Origin of the sequence: Burkholderia perseverans, from assembly GCF_022870505.1 — a bacterium.
Taxonomy (GTDB): Bacteria; Pseudomonadota; Gammaproteobacteria; order Burkholderiales; family Burkholderiaceae; genus Burkholderia; species Burkholderia plantarii.
The window spans coordinates 2,096,308-2,114,934 of sequence record NZ_CP045093.1; the positions used below are offsets into that span (position 1 = coordinate 2,096,308).

Below are 18,627 nucleotides of genomic sequence, written 5' to 3' on the forward strand. Positions count from 1 at the left end.
GGCGCCCGGCACGAAATGACACGCACCCCACGCGCAAACGTTTGAATTCGTGCGTTTTCGGCGAAAAATCGCTGCTTCGCGGTGCCGTGCCGTCATGACCCTCAATTTCCACAACAATCACAGCAACTCACTCGGAAATATCATCAATTTTCGTAACAATCTTCTATCTAATTGATATTCAAAGAAGTTTATCGCTGTGACGTTTTGGAGACACTTTATTTTTCTCGGTTTCTTGCGTGTTCTGCACTGCGCTATTCTCCATTCCGCAACAAATAAATAACGAATCACTTTGCGTGGAGAACTTTTCCTATGAAAAAAATCGCTCTGTCTGCCCTCTCCCTGGCCCTGCTCGGCGCAGCAGGTGCCGCTCACGCCCAATCGAGCGTGACGCTGTACGGCATCATCGACACGGCAATCACCTACGTCCACGGTAGCGGCGGCCAGGGTAACAACACCTGGGCCATGAACAGCGGCAACCTGCAGGGCAGCCGCTGGGGCCTGAAGGGTGCGGAAGACCTGGGCGGTGGCCTGAAGGCGGTGTTCCAGTTGGAAAACGGCTTCAACTCCAACAACGGCACGCTCGGCCAGGGCGGCAAGATGTTCGGCCGCCAGGCTTACGTCGGCCTGCAAAGCGATCACTACGGCACGCTGACGCTTGGCCGCCAGTACGACCCGCTGGTCGACATGGTCCAGGCCGTCACGGCCGACAACTACTTCGGCAGCGTGTTCGCCACGCCGGGCGACGTCGACAACAACGACAACAGCCTGCGCGTGAACAACGTCGTCAAGTACACCTCGCCGGTGTTCGCGGGCCTGCAGTTCGAAGGCATGTACGCGCTGGGCGGCGTCGCGGGCTCGAACGGTTCGGGGCAGACGTGGTCGGCTGCGGTGGCCTACAACAACGGCCCGATCGGCGTGGCAGGCGGCTACTTCTACGCATCGAACCTGTACGGCGCATCGCGCGGCGCGAACTGGGGCGGTACCTCGGACGCGATCTTCGACGGCCCGATCAACAGCGGCTACACCAACGCGAAGTCGATCGGCATCGGCCAGGTTGCCGGCCAGTACACGTTCGGCCCGTTCACGGCCGGCCTCGGCTACAGCAACTCGCAATACAAGCGCGACAGCTTCTCGTCGTTCGCGCAGACCGAGAAGTTCAACACCGGCCGTGCATTCGCGACGTTCCAGGCCACGCCGGCGATCCTGCTGGGCCTCGGCTACTCGTACACGAAGGCGAGCGGCGACACGGACGCGAAGTACCACCAGGTTTCGCTGGGTGGCGACTACTCGCTGTCCAAGCGCACCGACATCTACCTGGTCGGCGCGTACCAGCACGCGAGCGGCACGCAACGTCTGGCCGATGGCTCGACGCAGGCAGCCCAGGCATCGATCGGCTCGTATGGCATCGCCGGCACGAGCTCGCAGGAGCTGGTCGCACTCGGCCTGCGCCACAAGTTCTAAAAAAAGCATCACCAGCGGCTTGCCGCGGTGCCTGCCGGCACCGCGCGACGGCCGCCCTGGAAAACCAGCCCGAGGCGCATTGCCGACGGCTGGTTTTTTTTCGCCCCGGCGCGCCGCGGGCAGCCGTCATGCAGCGTGCCGCGTCGCTACGGATGCCGAAGCAGCACGCGGCGGTCACGCCGTGGTCAGGACACCTCCTCACGGCCGGCCGGCGCATAAAAAAATCCCCGCGCGCTTGCCGCACGCGGGGATCTTTTTGGGCTACCGTGACGGCCGGATGACGCCGGGCGCCTCAGCAATTCCCTCAGGCTGCTGCGTCCTTCAGCTTCTTCAGCGCACGTGCCTTCACGCGCACGCTCGCGGGCTTCGCCGGGAACCAGCGCTCTTCACCCGTGAACGGATCCTTGCCGAAACGCTTCTTCTTCGCCGCGACTGCCTGTGCCGAGATCTTCAGCAGACCCGGCAGCGTGAATTCGCCTGCACCCTTCTTGTGGATCGAGCCGAGGATCACGTTTTCCAGCGTCGCGAGCACGGCCTTGACCGTCTTCAGCTCGACTTCGGCGCGCTCGGCGATATGCGTGGCGAGCGATGCCTTGGTGAAGCTGTCCTTGATCGGCGTCGGAGCGGCCGGCACCTTCGCGGCAGCCTTCTTGGCCACTACTTTCTTCGCGGGCGCTGCTTTTTTGGCAGCCACTTTCTTGGCCGGTGCGGCAGCCTTATTGGCCACCTTTTTTGCGGAAGTCGCCATGTTTCTCCTACCAGGTGTGGTCGTTGGATGCGAAGCATACGATGTGCATGCTTCAAGGCCGGATTCTACAAGCGGCGCGGCGCTTTGTGCTGCACTTTTGTGCGCGATATGCGGGTTTTCGGCAGGTTTTGTTGCTCGGCGCAGACTGTCGTGTGCGCCGGCATGGTGGTGAACGCGCCGGGCGAGGTCGGCGCAAGTCGAATTATGTGCGATTCGGTGGGCCGTCACCGCGTCGGCCGCGGCATCGATGCGCCTTCCATGAAGGCTTCAATAGGCTCTTCTATAACGGCTTCGGCAAGCCATCCGGCACGGCACCGTGCGTGCCGAGCACGCGTAAAAAAGCCCCGGCGCTGCGCCGGGGCGAAGGGAACAACCACCACATGGACGACATGAACCGGAACGCCGCGGCGTGTTTTCAGCGGACCTCGTCGCCTCAGGCGACGGCGGCCAGCACCGGCAGGCAGGTGCGCAGGTAGGCCTCGAATTCGCGGCGTACCTCGGGATGCTCGAGCGCGAGCTCGACGGTCGCCTTCAGGTAGCCGAGCTTGCTGCCGCAGTCGAAGCGCGTCCCGTAATAGCGGTACGCGAGCACCTGCTCCTCGGTCAGCAGCGACTGCACGGCGTCGGTCAGCTGCAGCTCGCCGCCCGCGCCGGGGCGAATCCGGCGCAGGTGATCGAAGATGCTCGGCATCAGCACGTAGCGGCCGACCACGCCGAGGTTCGACGGCGCGTTTTCCGGCGCCGGCTTCTCGACGATGCCCGACAGCTTGATCACGTCCTCTTCCCACTCGCGCCCCTCGACCACGCCATACGAACGGCTGTCCTCGCGCGCGATCGTTTCGACGCCGATCACCGAGCTGTGATAGTGGTTGAACACGTCCACCAGCTGCTTGAGCACGGGCTGCTCGCCGTGCAGCAGATCGTCGGCGAGGATCACCGCGAACGGTTCGCCATGCACCAGCTTCTCGGCGCACAGCACCGCGTGGCCGAGCCCGAGCGCTTCGGGCTGGCGCACGTAATAGCAGTCGACGTGGCTCGGCTTGATGCCGCGCACGAGCTCGAGCAGCTTGTCCTTGCCGCGCGCCTCGAGTTCCGCCTCGATCTCGTAGGATTTGTCGAAGTGATCCTCGATCGCGCGCTTGCTGCGCCCGGTCACGAAGATCATCTCGGTGATGCCGGCGTTGATCGCCTCCTCCACCGCGTACTGGATCAGCGGCTTGTCCACCACGGGCAGCATTTCCTTCGGGCTGGCCTTGGTCGCCGGCAGGAACCGCGTTCCCAGCCCGGCAACGGGAAACACGGCCTTCTTGACTTTGAGCATGATTACATTCCGGTGAAAGTGATGGCCGCGCGCAGCGGGCGGCCTGCGGAAACCACGGAGCCGGCACGGCGCGCGCGGCCGGCAGCGCACGCGGCACGCCGGCCGCGATGCCTGTCCGCGGTCACTCGAGCTCCTCGGCCAGCGCGTTGCCGCTATCGAAACCGAAACGGCTGATCGGTTCGTTTTTCAGCGCGTCGCGATAGGCTGACAACATGACCATCACGAACAGCACGGCACCGCTTGCAATCCAGTTGATGTCCATCCTGAACTCCTCGTCTGTTTCGACCCGAACCCAAACTATCAAAAAAAAATCGAGAAATAATTGGGCGCGTTTCACCACCTGGAAAAGCCGGGACGCCGAAACGTCTTGTTGCAATTTCGGGCCGCGTTTTTTTTGTTCATCGTTCGATTTCTCACGTTCTAGGATGAGCGTGCGCGCGTTGCGTCCGGCGGCGGAATCGCCGGCGCGCGGCGCGCTTCCCGCACTTCCAAGGCAAGGACACCGACGCATGAATTCCCACAGCGGGCCGGCACTCGCGCGGCCGGCCACCCTCGACCACAAGGACGCCCTGATCGACGCGCTGCGCGGCTTCGCGGCGCTGCTGGTGGCGTATTTCCATTGCCGGCAGGTGGTCTGGATCGGCATGCAGGCATTCCACCAGACGCACGGCCACGCGCTCGACGCGGGCGCGCTGGCCGCGTACCTGACGTTCCCGTTCGCGTGGGGCTCGGCCGGCGTGCCGATCTTCTTCGTGATCAGCGGCTACTGCATCCATCGCGGCTCGGCGCTGAAGCTGGCCGCCGCGCCCGGCTATCGTCTCGATACGCTGAACTTCTGGGCGCGTCGTTTCGCGCGCATCTATCCGGTGCTGCTCGCCGCGCTGCTCGTCACGCTTGCGCTCGACCTGATCAGCCTGCAGATCACGCCGGTGAGCCACAAGATCCGCGAGATCGGCTGGATGGCGTTCGCGGTGAACCTGCTGTCGCTGCAGGGCATTGCCGGCAAGACCTACGGCTCGAACGGCGCGCTCTGGACGCTGTCGCTCGAGGTGCAGTTCTACGCCGTCTACCCGCTCTGGCTCGCGCTGCGCAAGCGGATCGGCATCATGCCGGTGGTGCTGGCGGTGGCGCTCGTCAACGTGGCGTCGGCCTGGCTGTTCGAGCGGCACGACATCCAGGTCTTCACGTCGTACTGGCTGTCGTGGACGCTCGGCGCGCTGATCGCCGACCTGCGCGTGCGGCGCGCGGCCGGCCCGGCGCCGTCGCGCGGCTGGTATCTGGCCGGCGCGGCCGGCATCGCGCTCGGGTGCGTGGCGTTCCGCGCCGGCCAGTACGGCGCGTTCCAGCTCTGGTCGATCGGCTTCGCCTGCTGCCTGCACGCGGCGATCGCGCGGCCGGCGCCGTCCGGCGCGATCGTGCGGCTGTTCGCGTGGCTCGGCGATTTCAGCTATTCGCTTTACCTGATCCACCTGCCGCTGTTCGTCTGCTTCGCCTCGCTGCTGTACCGCTCGCAGTTGCAGGAATCGATCTGGCCGTCGTTCGCGTTCATCGCGGTCGCGATTCCGCTGGCGTGGCTGTTTTATCGGGCCGTCGAGCGGCCCGCGATGCGCTGGTCGGCGAGTCTGAAGCCGTCGGGCGGCAAACCGCGGCCGGCCGCGCCGACGCTGGCGGCGTGAGGGGCTGGACGATGGCGGGGATGCTGCCGGGTGGTGCGGATGGGGCCGCGCCGGCGGTATGGTGACGATGCGTGGCGGGTGTGAGCTTGCCTGCCCGTGCCGGCGGCAGGCGCACGCATCGAGCGTGCGCTGCCGGTCATGCCGGCGACATCCGGTGACGGCGGCGGCGGCCCGGGAATACGTGGAAGTCGTCGGCGAGCGGCGTCAGCGGCCTGCTGAAAGCGCCGTGGAGCGGTTCGATGGATGCCGCTGGCGGGCAAGCATGATCGTCTCGGCCATGCGCCGGCGCTGCACGCGGAGCATCATCGCCTGAAGGTGTTGAGAAGACGCCGCGCCAGCCGCTCGCGGACGAGGCTTCGCGGACGGATCGCGCGCGCCCGCGCCGGAGACTGGGGGAACGCTCGGGCGGCGTGGCGCGCGATCCCGCCGCGCCGCCGCGCCCTCCCCGGCCATTACATCAGCGCTTGTCGCGCGCGACCTCCACCAGAATCCGCTCGACGGCCTCGACATAGGTATGCGTGCCGAAGCGCCGCGTGGCCGTCTCGAAGCCGTTCGCGACGAGCCGTTCGCAGCGCGCCGGATCGCGGCGCAGCGCGGCGAGCGCCGCGCTCAGCGACGGCACGTCGCCGGGCTCGCAGAGCAGCCCGTTCACGCCGTCGTCGATGATCTCGACCACTCCGCCCGCGCGCGCGGCCACCACCGGCCGCTTCGCGAGCATGCCCTCCACGATCACGCGGCCGAACGGCTCCGGCGTGATCGAGGTGTGCGCGACCACGTCCACCGCCTTCATCCACGACGCGATGTCGCGCTGGAAGCCGGCGAAGAATACCCGGTCGCCGAGCCCGCGCTGCGCGACGAGGTCCTGCAGCTCGGCCGCGTATTCGTCCTCGCCGAACAGCGGCGCGCCCACCAGCACCACGTGCAGGTCCGGATCGCGCGTGGCGGCCTCGAGCAGCAGGTGCTGGCCCTTCCAGCGCGCGAGGCGGCTGAACGAGCCGACCAGCCAGGCCTGCTCGGGCAGCCCGAGGCGCGCGCGCAGCGTGGCGCGCGGCACGCCCTCCAGCGCCACGAACGGCGCCGCGTCGATGCCGTTGAAGACCACGTCCACCGACTCCTGCGCGCCGCCCGTCAGCGCCAGATAGGCCTGCGCCGACGCGTTCGAGTTGGCGATCACGCGCGTCACGCCGAGCTTCGCGCAGCGCCGGATCGCGAACAGCTGCTTCGCGCCGAAATGCGCGTCGCTGACGATGTCGCGCAGATGCCAGACCACCGGCTTGCGCGCGATGCGCCCGGCGATCGCGCCCACCACCATCGCGCGCTGCGTGTTCGCGTAGATCACGTCGACGTCGCGCGCGCGCCGCACCACCTCGCGCACCAGCGAGAACAGCCCGCCCGCCGCGCGCAGCGAGACGCCGCCCTGCTTGCGCACGCCGTCGAGGCCGCGCGAGCGCAGCACCGTGACGTCCACGCCCGCCTCGGCGAGCGCCGCGTGGAACGGGCCGTCGTCGAACAGCAGCACGTTGGCGCTGCCATGCCAGTGCGTGACGAATTCGAGCAGGGACAGCTCGGCGCCGCCGAGCACGCCGCTCTGGTCGAGCACCAGCGCGCGCACGCGCGATGCCGCCACGGTGCCCGCATCGCGCGCGCCGGCCCGGGCGCGCGCCTGTGCGTCGGGCAGCAGGCTCTCGATCTGCTCCACCAGCCGGCGCCGGAAATGCTGGGTCGCGAAGCGCTCGGCGTTGGCGCGGCAGGCCTCGGGCGTGAAGCGCCCGGGCGCCTGCTCGAACGCATCGACGGCCGCCACGATCGCCGGCACGCTCTGCTCGTCGAAGAACAGGCCGGTGGGCGCCGTGTCGGCGCTGCCGTCGCGCACGGTTTCGAGCGCGCCGCCCTTGCCGAACGCGATCACCGGCGTGCCGCAGGCCTGCGCCTCGACCACCGAGATGCCGAAATCCTCCTCGGCCGCGAACACGAACGCCCGCGCGCGGCGCATGTGGTCCTGCAGCACCTTGAACGGCTGGTAGCCGAGAACCTCGACGTTCGGGCCGGCCTTGGCGCGCACCTTGTCCATGTCGGGACCGTCGCCGATCACCACCAGCCGCCGCCCCGGCATGCGCGCGAAGGCCTCGACGATCAGGTCGATTTTTTTATACGGCACCATCCGCGAGGCGGTGACGTAGAAGTCTTCCTTGTCGGTGGCGAGCGAGAACGCGTCGACGTCCACCGGCGGGAACACCACCGCCGCGTCGCGCTGGTAGACCTTGCGGATGCGCCGCGCGATGAACGCCGAATTGGCTATGAAGCCGTCCACCGAATTGGACGTGCGGCTGTCCCAGTTGCGGATGTAATGCAGGATCAGCCGCGCCGCATACGATTTCACGCCGCGCGTGAGCTGCGACTGCTCGAGATACTGGTGCTGCAGGTCCCACGCATAGCGGATCGGCGAATGCACGTAGCTGACGTGGATCTGGTCCGGCCCGGTCAGCACGCCCTTGGCCACCGCGTGGCTGCTGGAGATCACGAGGTCGTAGGCCGACACGTCGAGCTGCTCGATCGCGAGCGGCATCAGCGGCAGGTAGGCCCGATACTTCTTGCGCGCGAACGGCAGCTTCTGGATGAACGAGGTGGTGACCGGCCGGTCGTGCAGGAAGCTGCGATCGTCGAGGAAATCGACGAGACTGAACAGGTCGGCGTCGGGAAAGCACGCGATGATCTGTTCGAGCACGCGCTCGGCGCCCGCATAGGTGACGAGCCAGTCGTGGACGATCGCCACGCGCAGCGGCTTGCCCGACGGCTTGCCGGCCGCGCGCGCGGCGGCGGCCGTCTGGATCTGCCGTGCAAACGACGGCACGGAGCGTTCTACGAGTTCGCCTTTCATACGCTTTTCCCGGGAATCAGGCGCCCCAGCACGCCGCGCGCGAGCGCGCGCAGGCCGGGCGTCATCATGAAGGACCACGCGATGTTGAGCGCGGCGACGAGTGCGCAGAGCGCGACGGCCTGCACCAGCGTCGGCATCGTCCAGGCCAGCGCGAGGCTGGCGAACAGGAAGGCCAGGTGCGCGGCCATGTCGACCACGATCGGCCGGCGCTTGACCGAGGCCAGCACCAGCAGCACGCCGTAGTCGACCAGCGCGCGCGCGACCACCACCACCGCCGCGCCGATCAGGCCGAAATGCGTGATGCCGAACCAGAGCCCGCCGATGAAGAACGGCAGCTCGACGAGCCCGGCCAGCGCGGCGCGGGCCGGGTTGACCTGCGACTGGATCAGGATCCGCATCACGCCGGCCTGCCCCACCAGCCAGATGCCGATCACCAGCACGCGGCCGACCGGCGAGGACTGGGTGGCGAGATCGTGACCGACCCAGAGTTCGAGGAACGGCTGCAGCGCGAAGATCGCCACGATCGCCACCGGCGTGAACACGCCGTTGAGGAATTCGAGCGACTGCCGCACGAGGTGGTCGGCATGGTCGCGATCGACGGCCGACAGCCGCGGAAACAGCGTGCGCACCACCGCGTTCGGCAGCATGTTGAGCCGCGTGACGAGGTTCTGCGGCACCGTGTAGTAGGTCACGTAGCGCGCGCCCAGATGCGCGCCGAGCATCACGCGGTCGAGCGAGTCGGCCACCATGCTCGCGGTGCTGGCGATCAGCATCCAGCCGCCGAACGTGAACAGTTCCTTGGCGGTGCGCCAGCGCGGCGGCGCGACGTGCCGGATGTTCAGCACGCGCAGGCTCGCGCGGCCGAGCAGGATCGCCGCGATCAGGCGCGCCAGCACCGCGGCGGCCAGCACCGCCGGCAGCGTTGGCGCGATCAGCCAGGCCGCGAACAGCGGCAGCAGCTGGAACAGGAAGGTGCCGAAGGTCTGGTTCGCGTTGTAGATGCCGAAGCGCTCGGCGCCGTTGATCGCGCCCGAGAACACCCACGACACGTTCGCGATCGGGATCGCGCAGGCAAGCCACGGCAGCGCGTGATAGACCTCGTGCTGCAGCTCGGCCGAGACCTTGGTGAAGTACGAGGTGTAGATGAACGCGCCGAAATAGATCAGCAGGCCGCCCGCGATGCCGGTGGCCAGATTCAGCCAGCAGGCGCTCCAGAACACGCGCTCGCACTGTTCCGGGTCGCCGCTCGCGAGCGCCTTCGAGATCTGGTTCTGCGCGGCCATGCTCATGCCGAGATCGAGGATGCCGAAGTAGCCGATCAGCGTCCAGACCAGGCTCACCACGCCGTAACGGTCGACGCCGAGCGCGTGGATGTAGGCCGGCACCGTCACGAGCGAGACGAAGGTCGGCAGGATCAGCCCGATGAAATTCACCGCGACGTTCTTCAGGATGCGTTTATCCATGGCGCCGCCCTGCGCCGTGCCGCGCGTTCACCACCGTCATCTTCATCGTCATTGCTTCGTCGTCTCCGTTGCTCGCGGCGTCCACCGGTACATCATCACCTTGCCCCGCGCGTCTTCCTCCACGAAGATCAGGTACTCGCCGTTGTCGCGGCGATGCGCGCTGATGCCGAACGGCACGTCCACCCAGCCCGAGGCATGTCCGACCTCGGCGCCCGGCTTGATCACGCCGAGCTCGTGGCCGTTCTCCTTGTCGTAGACGTGGACGATGCCGGCCGGCTCGACGCCGAACAGGTAGCGCCCCTCGACGGTGATGCCGATCAGGTCGAAGATCGGCTTGGCGTCGAGCTGCCACGGCAGCGCGAGCTTGTAGCGCTGCACCGGCGAGCCGCTCGACCACTTGTCGTAACGCACCAGCACCGGGCCGACCTCCTTGTTGATGCCGCCCTTCGGCGGCATGTCGGCCGTGTAGCCCGTCACGTAGAGTGTGTCGGTGTCGGGCTCGTAGATCGCGCGGCGCAGCTCGGTGAACGGCGCCGGCGTCGGATAGTCGGTCAGCTTGTCGAACGAATAGACCGGGTTGCCGGCCTTGTCGAGGCCGCCATAGCGGAAGCGGTGGATGCCGCGCGTCTCGCTGGTGCGCCAGATGTCGCCGTGGGTGTCGACCCACCAGCCCCAGCCGCCCGCCGCCTTCGGCTTGCCGGTCGTGTTCAGCGAGAACTCGCCGTCCTCGAAGCGGCCGTTGCCGTTCTGGTCGCGCCAGATCCAGTCGCCGCCCGACGGCCGGTTCGGCACCCGGTCCACCGGTCGCGCGCGCCCGGCGATCAGCCCCGACGGGATCGCGGTCTCGCCGTCGCGCTTCGGATCGAAACGGTAGATCTTCAGGTGATCCGCGTACATGTCGGTCAGGTACAGGAACGTGTGGCCGTCGAGCCGGCGCGCGGTCGGCATGCCGGGCCACTGGTCGGTGGTGAACACGGGATCCTGCGGATACTTGAAGCGGTTCGTCAGGAAGCCCGCGTAGCGCCACTCGTGGCCCGCCGGCTTCGAGAAGTCGAGCTCGAAGCGCTTGTTGCCGGTGTAGACGCTGTCCGGCCGCGCCGGATCGATCCAGGCGCCGTCCACGAACAGCAGGCCGTCCACCTGCCAGCGCAGCTTGCCGTCCGGCGCGTAGCTGGCGAGCGTCGCGCCGAGCCCGGCGCCGATCGAGCCCTGCTTCACGCCGATGCCGTTCATCGCCACGTAGATGTTGCCGTCGCGATCGGCGCCCACGCCGGTCAGGCCGTTGAAGCGCTGCGGCCCGGGGCGGCCCGCGACGCCGGCGAAAATGCCGCCGCGCTCGCCGAGCGTGCCGCCCGGCGCGTAGCCCTTGTCCGACTTCGCGTAGATCAGGATCTGCTGGCGCGGGCCGTTGTCGGCGATCAGCAGGCGGCCCTTCGGATCGACCGCCACGTCCACCGCGTCGGTGCCGGCCGGCAGCGCCGGCGCGTCGTCGATCGCGCGGCCGTCGGCTTGCAGGTGCGCGAGCTTCGCGGGGCCGTTCACCGAATCGGTCAGCAGCCACAGCGTGCCGTCGGCGGCGAGCGCGATGCGGCCCGGCTCGTGCGCCGTGAACGAGGCGAGCTTGTCCATCGACTCGGCGTCGTAGACGTCCACGCTGTCGTGCTGCGGATCGGTGGCGTAGAGGCGCTTGTTCGAGGCGGCAAGGCCGGCGATCTCGGCATGCGTGTCGACGGGCACGTCGTTGATCTTCAGGAAGCTCGCGGCGAGCTTGCCGCGCGCGTCGCTGGCGGCCGCCGCGCGAAACGGCGCGGGCCGCTTCAGGTCGCTGATCGCGCGCCGCGAGATGCCATACCACTGGTGGCCCTTCTCCGGCCAGATGCCGGGGTTCACGAGCCGGCCCTTCTCGTTGCCGACACCGATCGCGACGTAGGCGTAGCGGTCGTTGACGGCGATCGCGTTGCCGCCGGCATCGCCCCAGCCGTGCGTGCCGCCCGCAAAGCCGAGCATCCGGCCGTTCTGGTAGACGCTCGCCTCGGCGCCGCTCTCGTCCCACGGCGCATTCGTGTAGACCTTGCCTGCGGGCGTGACGGCGATCGCGCGGATGTCGATCTGGGTCCAGCTGCCGTCGCCGTAACCATAGGTGTTGCCGATCCACGAGTTGGTGGCGTCGAGTGGGGTCGCGGTCGCGCCCCGGGCGTGCAGTGGCAGGCACGCGGCGAGGATCAGGGCGATCAGGGCAATCAGGGCGATCGGGGGGGAACGTCGCAATGGGGCTCTCCGGAGTGGACGGATGGGCAAAACGGTCCGTGTCCGTGCCGGCCGGCGGCCCTTGCGTGTGTTCGCAGCAATTGCGTTCGCAGCGGGCCGCGCCACGAGGCACGGGCCGACGCAGGTTACAAGCGAAAATAATCACAAGAAATTGCGAATAATTCCCCGCAACGCATCAAAACCGCGAGCACCGGCATTCGCGATCCGTTTTGCGAACAATTCGGCAAATTCAGCGTGTGCGACGAGGAAATTCCCGTAACTTGTACCGGCAATCGTGCGATGATCGCTCCCTCGAAAACGATTGCACCGCCCCCACCTCGACACCCCGCGCCGACCCACATCGCTATTTTTTGCCGATTTCTTTTCCCTAGAATCCAGACAGAATCGTTGCGCCGATCGGGCGATTGTCCGAACCGGTGAAACGATTCGAATGCCGTTCGGGCGCTCCGCGGGTTTTCAGATGATCGACGTGACGTGATCGCCCGCGCGCCGTTCGGCATTCGTCAAACGCAGGGCCCCGACCCGCGTCACTCACGAACCAGGCACGCGTGCCTCTGCGTGCCGCTTCCCCAGGGCTGAACGGACACGATGACGACCGACACACTTCCTCCGCCGACTCCGCACGCAGGCCGCATCGTCCAGCTCGACGGCCTGCGCGCGATCGCCGTGATGGCCGTGTTCCTGCAGCATGCCGTGAAGGCGCCGCTGTGGATGGGCGTGGATCTGTTCTTCGTGCTGAGCGGGCTGCTGATCACCGGCATCCTGCTCGACCGCAAGGAGCGCGGCCTGCCGCTGTTCCGCCATTTCTACGTGCGGCGCGCGCGGCGCATCCTGCCGTCGTATGCGCTGCTGCTGGTGGTCTCCACGCTGCTGTTCGGCGCGGGCTGGCTCGCGCACTGGCCGTGGTACGCGTTCTTCTCGACCAACATCGGGCTGTCGCTCGGCAGCATCGGCCACGAGAGCCTGAACGTGCTGTGGTCGCTCGCGGTGGAGGAGCAGTTCTACATCTTCTGGCCGTTCGTGGTGCTGTTCTGCCCCGCGCGCTGGCTCGCCTGGGTGGCCGCCGCGCTGGTGGTGGCGGCACCCGTGCTGCGCGCGATCGCGACGCCGTGGTTCGATTCGTTCTGGCCGATCTACTACCTCACGCCGTTCCGCATGGACCTGCTCGCGGCCGGCGCGCTGCTCGCCGTGGTGCTGCGCCGCGACCGCCGCGCGCTCGAACCGTACACCGGCGTGGCGGTGGCCGCCGCCTGCATCGCGCTCGCGCTGCTGGCCTGGCTGCATCTGTCGAACCCGCGCTTTCGCGCCGCCAACACGCCGCTGTCGAACGCCGCGCTCTACAGCATCTCGCTCGTGCTCTGCACCTCGATCGTGGTGATCGCGCTGCGCGGGCGCGGCCTCGTGCAGCGCGTGCTGACGCATCCGGTGCTGGTCTACGTCGGCACCATCAGCTACACGATCTATCTCGTCCACCTGAGCGTGCTGTACGCGCTCTGGTCATGGCATCTGAGCCGCTACGAGAGCGCCGCGCTCGCGCTCGTCATCACGCTCGCCTACGCGACGCTCACCTGGTTCGGCTTCGAACGGCGCCTCACGCGCTCCGCGCCCGTGCCGGCGCGGCAGGCCGCGCTCCGGCCTTCCACACGCTCCATCAGGAACCCGCTATGAATTCTGCACGCAAGGCGATCATCACCGGCATCTCCGGGCAGGACGGCGCCTATCTGGCCAAGCTGCTGCTCGACGGCGGTTATCAGGTCACCGGCACCTACCGCCGCACCAGCTCGGTCAACTTCTGGCGCATCGCCGAGCTCGGCGTGGCCGAGCATCCGAACCTGACGCTGGTCGAGCACGACCTCACCGATGCCGGTTCGAGCCTGCGGCTGATCGAGCGCGTCCAGCCCGACGAGCTGTACAATCTCGCCGCGCAGAGCTTCGTCGGCGTCTCGTTCGACCAGCCGATGACGACCGCCGGCGTGACCGGGCTCGGCACGCTGAACCTGCTCGAGGCGATCCGCGCCGTGAGCCCGCGCACGCGCTTCTACCAGGCCTCGACCTCGGAGATGTTCGGCAAGGTGCAGGCCATTCCCCAGATCGAATCGACCCCGTTCTACCCGCGCAGCCCCTACGGCGTCGCCAAGCTGTTCGCGCACTGGATGACCGTCAACTATCGCGAGTCCTATGGCATCTTCGCGGCCAGCGGCATCCTGTTCAATCATGAATCGCCGCTGCGCGGCCGCGAGTTCGTCACGCGCAAGATCACCGACACGGTTGCGAAGATCAAGCTCGGCAAGGCCGTCAAGCTCGAACTCGGCAACCTCGACGCGAAACGCGACTGGGGCTTCGCGCTCGAATACGTCGACGGCATGCGGCGCATGCTGCAGGTGGACGAGCCCGACACCTTCGTGCTCGCCACCAACCGCACCGAGACGGTCCGCGATTTCGCGCAGATGGCGTTCGCCGCGGCCGGCTACCAGATCGAATGGAGCGGCAAGGAGGAACGCGAGCGCGGCATCGACACGGCCACCGGCCGCGTCCTGGTGGAGGTGAACCCGCGCTTCTACCGGCCGGCCGAAGTCGATCTGCTGATCGGCTGCGCCGACAAGGCAAGGGAAAAACTGGACTGGCAGCCCCGCACGACCCTCGAGCAGCTCTGCCAGATGATGGTCGAAGCCGATCTCACGCGGAACCTTCATCATGAAACCTTCTGATTCGAACCCGCCGCGCCGCGCGCTCGTCACCGGCCTGGCCGGCTTCACGGGCCGCTACGTCGCGACGAGCCTCGAGGCGGCCGGCTACGAAGTGTGGGGGACCGTGGCGCCCGGCACCGCCGCGCGGCGCCGTTCGCTGGTGGCCCGCCACCAGATGCTCGAGGCCGACCTGCTCGACCTCGACTCGCTGCGCGCCGCGGTCGAGCAATCGAGCCCGGACGTGGTGGTGCATCTGGCCGCCTGTGCGCACGTGGCGAACAACGATCCGCGCGACCTCTACCTCGTCAACGTGGTCGGCACGCGCAACCTGCTGACGGCGCTCGTCGACGCCGGCGCGAAGCCGGGCTGCGTGCTGCTGGCGAGCAGCGCGAACGTCTACGGCAATGCCAGCGTCGAGTCGCTCGACGAACTGGTGCCGCCGCAGCCGGCCAACGACTACGCGGTCAGCAAGCTCGCCATGGAGCACGCGGCGCGCCAATGGTCGGACAAGCTGCCGATCGTGATCGCGCGGCCGTTCAACTACACCGGTGTCGGCCAGCTCGACACCTACCTGCTGCCGAAGCTCGTCTCGCACTACGCGAACCACGAGCCGCGCATCCTGCTCGGCAATCTCGACGTGAGCCGCGACTTCTCCGACGTGCGCGACATCGCCGAGGCCTATACGCGCCTCGTCGACGCGGCGCCGGCCGGCGAGACGTTCAACGTCTGCTCGGAGCATGCGTATTCGCTGAAGGAAGTGATCGTGATGCTGTCGCGCATCGTCGGCTACGTGATCGACGTGACCGTCGATCCGCGTTTCGTGCGCGGCAACGAGGTGAAGAAGCTGGTGGGTTCGCGCGAGAAGCTGCGCGCGCGCTTCGGCGACCTGCCCGTCACGCCGCTCGACGACACGCTGCGCTGGATGGTCGAGGCGATGAAGGCGCGCCTCTCGTCGGGAGAAAGCGGCACCTATCCGGCCGCTTCGCAGTACCTGGCGGCGAGCTGAACGGGTGAACTGAACGGCGCGTCGATGCCGGGCGGCGGCGGCGTGGTACGCACCACGTCAAGCGCGCACCGCCGCGCCGCCGCCGGTCCGGCCTGCGCCGGACCTCCCTTGTTCGTTATCGCCTCAGCCCGCGAGCCCGCGCGCGAGGTCGTCGCGGATGTCGCCGGCGTTCTCCAGCCCCACCGCCAGCCGGATCAGCCCTTCGCTGATGCCCGCCGCCGCGCGCGCCTCGGGGGTGATGCGCGAGTGCGTGGTGGTGGCCGGATGCGTGATCGTGGTGCGCGTGTCGCCGACGTTCGCGGTGATCGACACGATCTTCGTGTTGTCGATCACGCGCCATGCGTTCGCGCGCTGCGCCTCGGGCGTATCGCCGTTCAGCTCGAACGACACCACCGCCCCGCCCGACTTCTGCTGGCGCTTCGCGATCTCGTACTGCGGATGCGATTCGAGCCCCGGATAGAACACGCGCTTGACGGCCGGATGGCTGTCGAGCCAGCGCGCGATCTCGAGCGCGTTCGCCGACTGCTTCTCGACGCGCAGCGACAGCGTCTCCATGCCCTTGAGCAACACCCACGCGTTGAACGCCGACAGCGTCGGCCCGGCGCTGCGCACGAACGGGAACACCTTGCCGGTGATGAACGCCTTCGAACCCACCAGCGCGCCGCCCAGCACGCGCCCCTGGCCGTCGAGGAACTTGGTGGCCGAGTGCATCACCACGTCGGCGCCGAGCTTGAGCGGCTGCTGCAGCGCCGGGCTGCAGAAGCAGTTGTCGACCACGAACAGCGCGTTGGCTTCCTTCGCCACCTTCGAGATCGCGGCGATGTCGGCGATCTCGGTGAGCGGGTTCGACGGTGTTTCGAGGAAGAACATCTTCGTCTCGGGGCGCACCGCCGCGCGCCACGCGCCCAGGTCTGTCGGATCCACGAAGGTGGTGGTGATGCCGAACTTGCTGAAGATCTGCGAGAACATGCCGAGCGTCGAGCCGAACAGGCTGCGCGAGCTGACCAGATGGTCGCCCGACTGCAGCGCCGACATCACCACCGCCATGATCGCCGCCATCCCCGAGGCCGTCGCGATGCAGGCCTCGCCGCCTTCCAGCGCCGCGAGCCGGTCCTGGAACATCGTGACGGTCGGGTTCGTGAAGCGCGAATACGTGTAGTTGTCCTCGGAGTTCGCGAAGCGCTCGGCCGCATCGGCGGCGCTCGTGAAGCAGAAGCTCGAGGTCAGGAAGATCGCTTCCGAATGCTCGTTGTATTCGCTGCGCAGCGTGCCCGAGCGAATCGCGAGCGTGTCGAAGTTGAAAGAGTCGTCCATGTCTGGTTCATCCGGTTTCATTCGGGCGCACCGCGCCGTGGGCGCGCCACTGAAGGCCGCGAGGGCCAACGAAAAAGCCCGCGACGCGTCGGCATCGGCGGGCTTCAGGGTGCGGCGTGGCAGCTTTCAACTCGGGCCGGCATTCCGGCCGGCCTTCGCTTTAGCTGTTTCGGGTAACTGCCCCGCGTCCGCAAGCTGAGATCAAATCGACGCAACGCCCATCGTAACACGCGTGCCGACGGGCGCGGCGTTTCACTCGACCGACAGTTGCAGGTTCATCTGCGAGCGGCCCGACTCGCCGTTCTGGTCGCGATCGAGCTGCGAGGCCGGCGCGAGACGCGCGCGTTCGAGCGAATCGAGGTACTCGGGCGTGACGTGGCCGGTGATATAGCGGCCGTCGAAGCACGACGCCTCGAAGTCCTCGATCGCCGGGTTGATGTCGCGCACCGCGCGGCGCAGGTCGTCCACGTCCTGGTAGATCAGGTAGTCGGCGCCGATCATCTTCGCCACTTCCTCGTCGGTGCGGCCGTGCGCGACCAGTTCGTTGCGGGTCGGCATGTCGATCCCGTAGACGTTCGGGAACTTCACGGGCGGCGCGGCCGAGGCGAAGATCACCGACTTCGCGCCGGCGTCGCGCGCCATCTGCACGATTTCGTGCGAGGTCGTGCCGCGCACGATCGAGTCGTCGACGATCAGCACGTGCTTGTCCTTGAACTCGATGCTCATCGCGTTCAGCTTCTGGCGCACCGACTTCTTGCGCACCGCCTGGCCCGGCATGATGAAGGTGCGGCCCACGTAGCGGTTCTTGAAGAAGCCCTCGCGATACTCGACGCCGAGCTTGGCGGCCACCTGCATCGCGGCCGGCCGCGACGAATCGGGGATCGGCATCACGACGTCGATCGGCACGTCCTTCAGCTCGCGCTTGATCTTCTCGGCGAGGTAGTCGCCCATGCGCAGGCGCACGTTGTAGACGGGCACGCCGTCGAGGCACGAATCGGGACGCGCGAGGTAGACCCACTCGAACATGCACGGGTTCAGGCTCGGGTTCTCGGCGCACTGCTGGCTGTGGAAGCTGCCGTCGAGCGTGACGAACACCGCCTCGCCCGGCGCGACGTCGCGCACGAATTCGAAGCCGATGCCTTCCACCGCCACCGATTCCGAGGCGATCATCCATTCCGTGCCCTGTTCGGTCTCGAGCTTGCCGATGCAGAGCGGGCGGATGCCGAACGGGTCGCGGAACGCGAGCATGCCGTAGCCGGCGATCTGCGAGACGATCGCATACGAACCCTGCGCGCGGCGATGCACGCCCGCCACGGCCTTGAACACCGCGGCCGGATCGAGTTCGAGGCCGGTGGTGGCCAGCTGCAGCTCGTGCGCGAACACGTTCAGCAGCACCTCGCTGTCGGAATTCGTGTTGATGTGGCGGCGGTCGATGCGGAACATCTCGTCCTTGAGCTGTTCCATGTTCGTCAGGTTGCCGTTGTGCGCGAGCACGACGCCGAACGGCGCGTTGACGTAGAACGGCTGGGCCTCGGCCTCGCTCGATGCCGAACCGGCCGTCGGATAGCGGACCTGGCCGATCCCCGAGGTGCCCGGCAGGCTGCGCATGTTGCGCGTGCGGAACACGTCGCGCACCATGCCGTTGGCCTTGTGCATGTGGAAGTTGCTGCCGTCCGCCGTCACGATGCCCGCCGCGTCCTGACCGCGATGCTGCAGCAGCAGCAGGCTGTCATAGATGAGCTGGTTGACCGGGGAGTGAGAGATAAAGCCTACGATGCCGCACATGGCATGGGTCCTTCAAGGAT

General features: G+C 67.4%; 13 protein-coding genes. 5 read left to right on the forward strand and 8 right to left on the reverse strand.

Annotated elements, in window-relative coordinates; translation table 11 throughout:
- The first annotated feature begins 309 nt into the window (after positions 1-309).
- Positions 310-1,461, forward strand: a complete 1,152-nt coding sequence (locus tag BpN12_RS08595) for a porin (RefSeq protein WP_246792014.1) — start codon at positions 310-312, stop codon at positions 1,459-1,461.
- Between the two features lie 304 nt (positions 1,462-1,765).
- On the opposite strand, the gene BpN12_RS08600 is transcribed toward BpN12_RS08595, so the two are convergent.
- The 3 genes from BpN12_RS08600 to BpN12_RS08610 form a co-directional block, all read right to left on the reverse strand.
- Entirely contained in the window at positions 1,766-2,209 is a 444-nt protein-coding gene (locus BpN12_RS08600; RefSeq protein ID WP_042628221.1) for an HU family DNA-binding protein, read from the reverse strand.
- A 433-nt stretch (positions 2,210-2,642) separates the two neighbouring features.
- Positions 2,643-3,530 carry a UTP--glucose-1-phosphate uridylyltransferase GalU gene (gene galU, locus BpN12_RS08605; RefSeq protein WP_042628222.1) on the reverse strand — a complete coding sequence of 296 codons (888 nt, stop codon included), beginning with the start codon at positions 3,528-3,530 and terminating at the stop codon, positions 2,643-2,645.
- 121 nt (positions 3,531-3,651) lie between these two features.
- Complete coding sequence (locus tag BpN12_RS08610) at positions 3,652-3,792, reverse strand: hypothetical protein (protein WP_246792015.1); 141 nt, start codon at positions 3,790-3,792, stop codon at positions 3,652-3,654.
- Between the two features lie 247 nt (positions 3,793-4,039).
- Here BpN12_RS08610 and BpN12_RS08615 point away from each other — a divergent pair, with 247 nt between their 5' ends.
- Positions 4,040-5,206, forward strand: a complete 1,167-nt coding sequence (locus BpN12_RS08615; protein WP_246792016.1) for an acyltransferase family protein — start codon at positions 4,040-4,042, stop codon at positions 5,204-5,206.
- A gap of 457 nt (positions 5,207-5,663) precedes the next feature.
- On the opposite strand, the gene BpN12_RS08620 is transcribed toward BpN12_RS08615, so the two are convergent.
- Genes BpN12_RS08620 through BpN12_RS08630 form a run of 3 tightly spaced genes read right to left on the reverse strand, consistent with a single transcriptional unit; the run spans position 5,664 to position 11,773 of the window.
- Positions 5,664-8,084, reverse strand: a complete 2,421-nt coding sequence (locus tag BpN12_RS08620; protein ID WP_246792017.1) for a glycosyltransferase family 4 protein — start codon at positions 8,082-8,084, stop codon at positions 5,664-5,666.
- Positions 8,081-9,547 (reverse strand): oligosaccharide flippase family protein, encoded by a 1,467-nt coding sequence (locus BpN12_RS08625; protein WP_246792018.1) that lies wholly within the window; start codon positions 9,545-9,547, stop codon positions 8,081-8,083. Before BpN12_RS08625 ends, BpN12_RS08620 begins: the two co-directional genes overlap by 4 nt.
- Before the next feature lie 48 nt (positions 9,548-9,595).
- On the reverse strand, positions 9,596-11,773 hold the full coding sequence (locus BpN12_RS08630; protein ID WP_246794668.1) for an NHL repeat-containing protein: 2,178 nt from the start codon (positions 11,771-11,773) through the stop codon (positions 9,596-9,598).
- Between the two features lie 630 nt (positions 11,774-12,403).
- Between BpN12_RS08630 and BpN12_RS08635 the strand changes: the two genes are divergently transcribed.
- From BpN12_RS08635 to BpN12_RS08645, 3 genes are read left to right on the forward strand one after another with little or no spacing between them, the layout of a single operon-like run.
- Entirely contained in the window at positions 12,404-13,483 is a 1,080-nt protein-coding gene (locus BpN12_RS08635) for an acyltransferase family protein (RefSeq protein WP_246792020.1), read from the forward strand.
- Positions 13,480-14,523 carry a GDP-mannose 4,6-dehydratase gene (gene gmd, locus BpN12_RS08640; protein ID WP_246792021.1) on the forward strand — a complete coding sequence of 348 codons (1,044 nt, stop codon included), beginning with the start codon at positions 13,480-13,482 and terminating at the stop codon, positions 14,521-14,523. The genes BpN12_RS08635 and gmd overlap by 4 nt, the downstream gene beginning before the upstream one ends.
- The gene (locus BpN12_RS08645; RefSeq protein WP_246792022.1) at positions 14,510-15,508 is read left to right on the forward strand and encodes an NAD-dependent epimerase/dehydratase family protein; all 999 of its coding nucleotides are present in this window, start codon (positions 14,510-14,512) and stop codon (positions 15,506-15,508) included. The genes gmd and BpN12_RS08645 overlap by 14 nt, the downstream gene beginning before the upstream one ends.
- A 123-nt stretch (positions 15,509-15,631) precedes the next feature.
- Here the strand turns inward: BpN12_RS08645 and BpN12_RS08650 are convergent, their stop codons facing one another.
- Positions 15,632-16,822: an O-succinylhomoserine sulfhydrylase gene (locus BpN12_RS08650; protein WP_246792023.1), complete on the reverse strand. Its 1,191-nt coding sequence runs from the start codon at positions 16,820-16,822 to the stop codon at positions 15,632-15,634.
- A gap of 252 nt (positions 16,823-17,074) precedes the next feature.
- Positions 17,075-18,607 (reverse strand): amidophosphoribosyltransferase, encoded by a 1,533-nt coding sequence (purF, locus tag BpN12_RS08655; protein ID WP_246792024.1) that lies wholly within the window; start codon positions 18,605-18,607, stop codon positions 17,075-17,077.
- Positions 18,608-18,627: the final 20 nt, after the last annotated feature.

Bases quoted from the DNA above. Each gene is read 5' to 3' on its own strand.
- BpN12_RS08595 (WP_246792014.1), top strand. From the start codon at position 310: ATGAAAAAAATCGCTCTGTCTGCCCTCTCCCTGGCCCTGCTCGGCGCA.
- BpN12_RS08600 (WP_042628221.1), bottom strand. From the start codon at position 2,209: ATGGCGACTTCCGCAAAAAAGGTGGCCAATAAGGCTGCCGCACCGGCC.
- galU (WP_042628222.1), bottom strand. From the start codon at position 3,530: ATGCTCAAAGTCAAGAAGGCCGTGTTTCCCGTTGCCGGGCTGGGAACG.
- BpN12_RS08610 (WP_246792015.1), bottom strand. From the start codon at position 3,792: ATGGACATCAACTGGATTGCAAGCGGTGCCGTGCTGTTCGTGATGGTC.
- BpN12_RS08615 (WP_246792016.1), top strand. From the start codon at position 4,040: ATGAATTCCCACAGCGGGCCGGCACTCGCGCGGCCGGCCACCCTCGAC.
- BpN12_RS08620 (WP_246792017.1), bottom strand. From the start codon at position 8,084: ATGAAAGGCGAACTCGTAGAACGCTCCGTGCCGTCGTTTGCACGGCAG.
- BpN12_RS08625 (WP_246792018.1), bottom strand. From the start codon at position 9,547: ATGGATAAACGCATCCTGAAGAACGTCGCGGTGAATTTCATCGGGCTG.
- BpN12_RS08635 (WP_246792020.1), top strand. From the start codon at position 12,404: ATGACGACCGACACACTTCCTCCGCCGACTCCGCACGCAGGCCGCATC.
- gmd (WP_246792021.1), top strand. From the start codon at position 13,480: ATGAATTCTGCACGCAAGGCGATCATCACCGGCATCTCCGGGCAGGAC.
- BpN12_RS08645 (WP_246792022.1), top strand. From the start codon at position 14,510: ATGAAACCTTCTGATTCGAACCCGCCGCGCCGCGCGCTCGTCACCGGC.
- BpN12_RS08650 (WP_246792023.1), bottom strand. From the start codon at position 16,822: ATGGACGACTCTTTCAACTTCGACACGCTCGCGATTCGCTCGGGCACG.
- purF (WP_246792024.1), bottom strand. From the start codon at position 18,607: ATGTGCGGCATCGTAGGCTTTATCTCTCACTCCCCGGTCAACCAGCTC.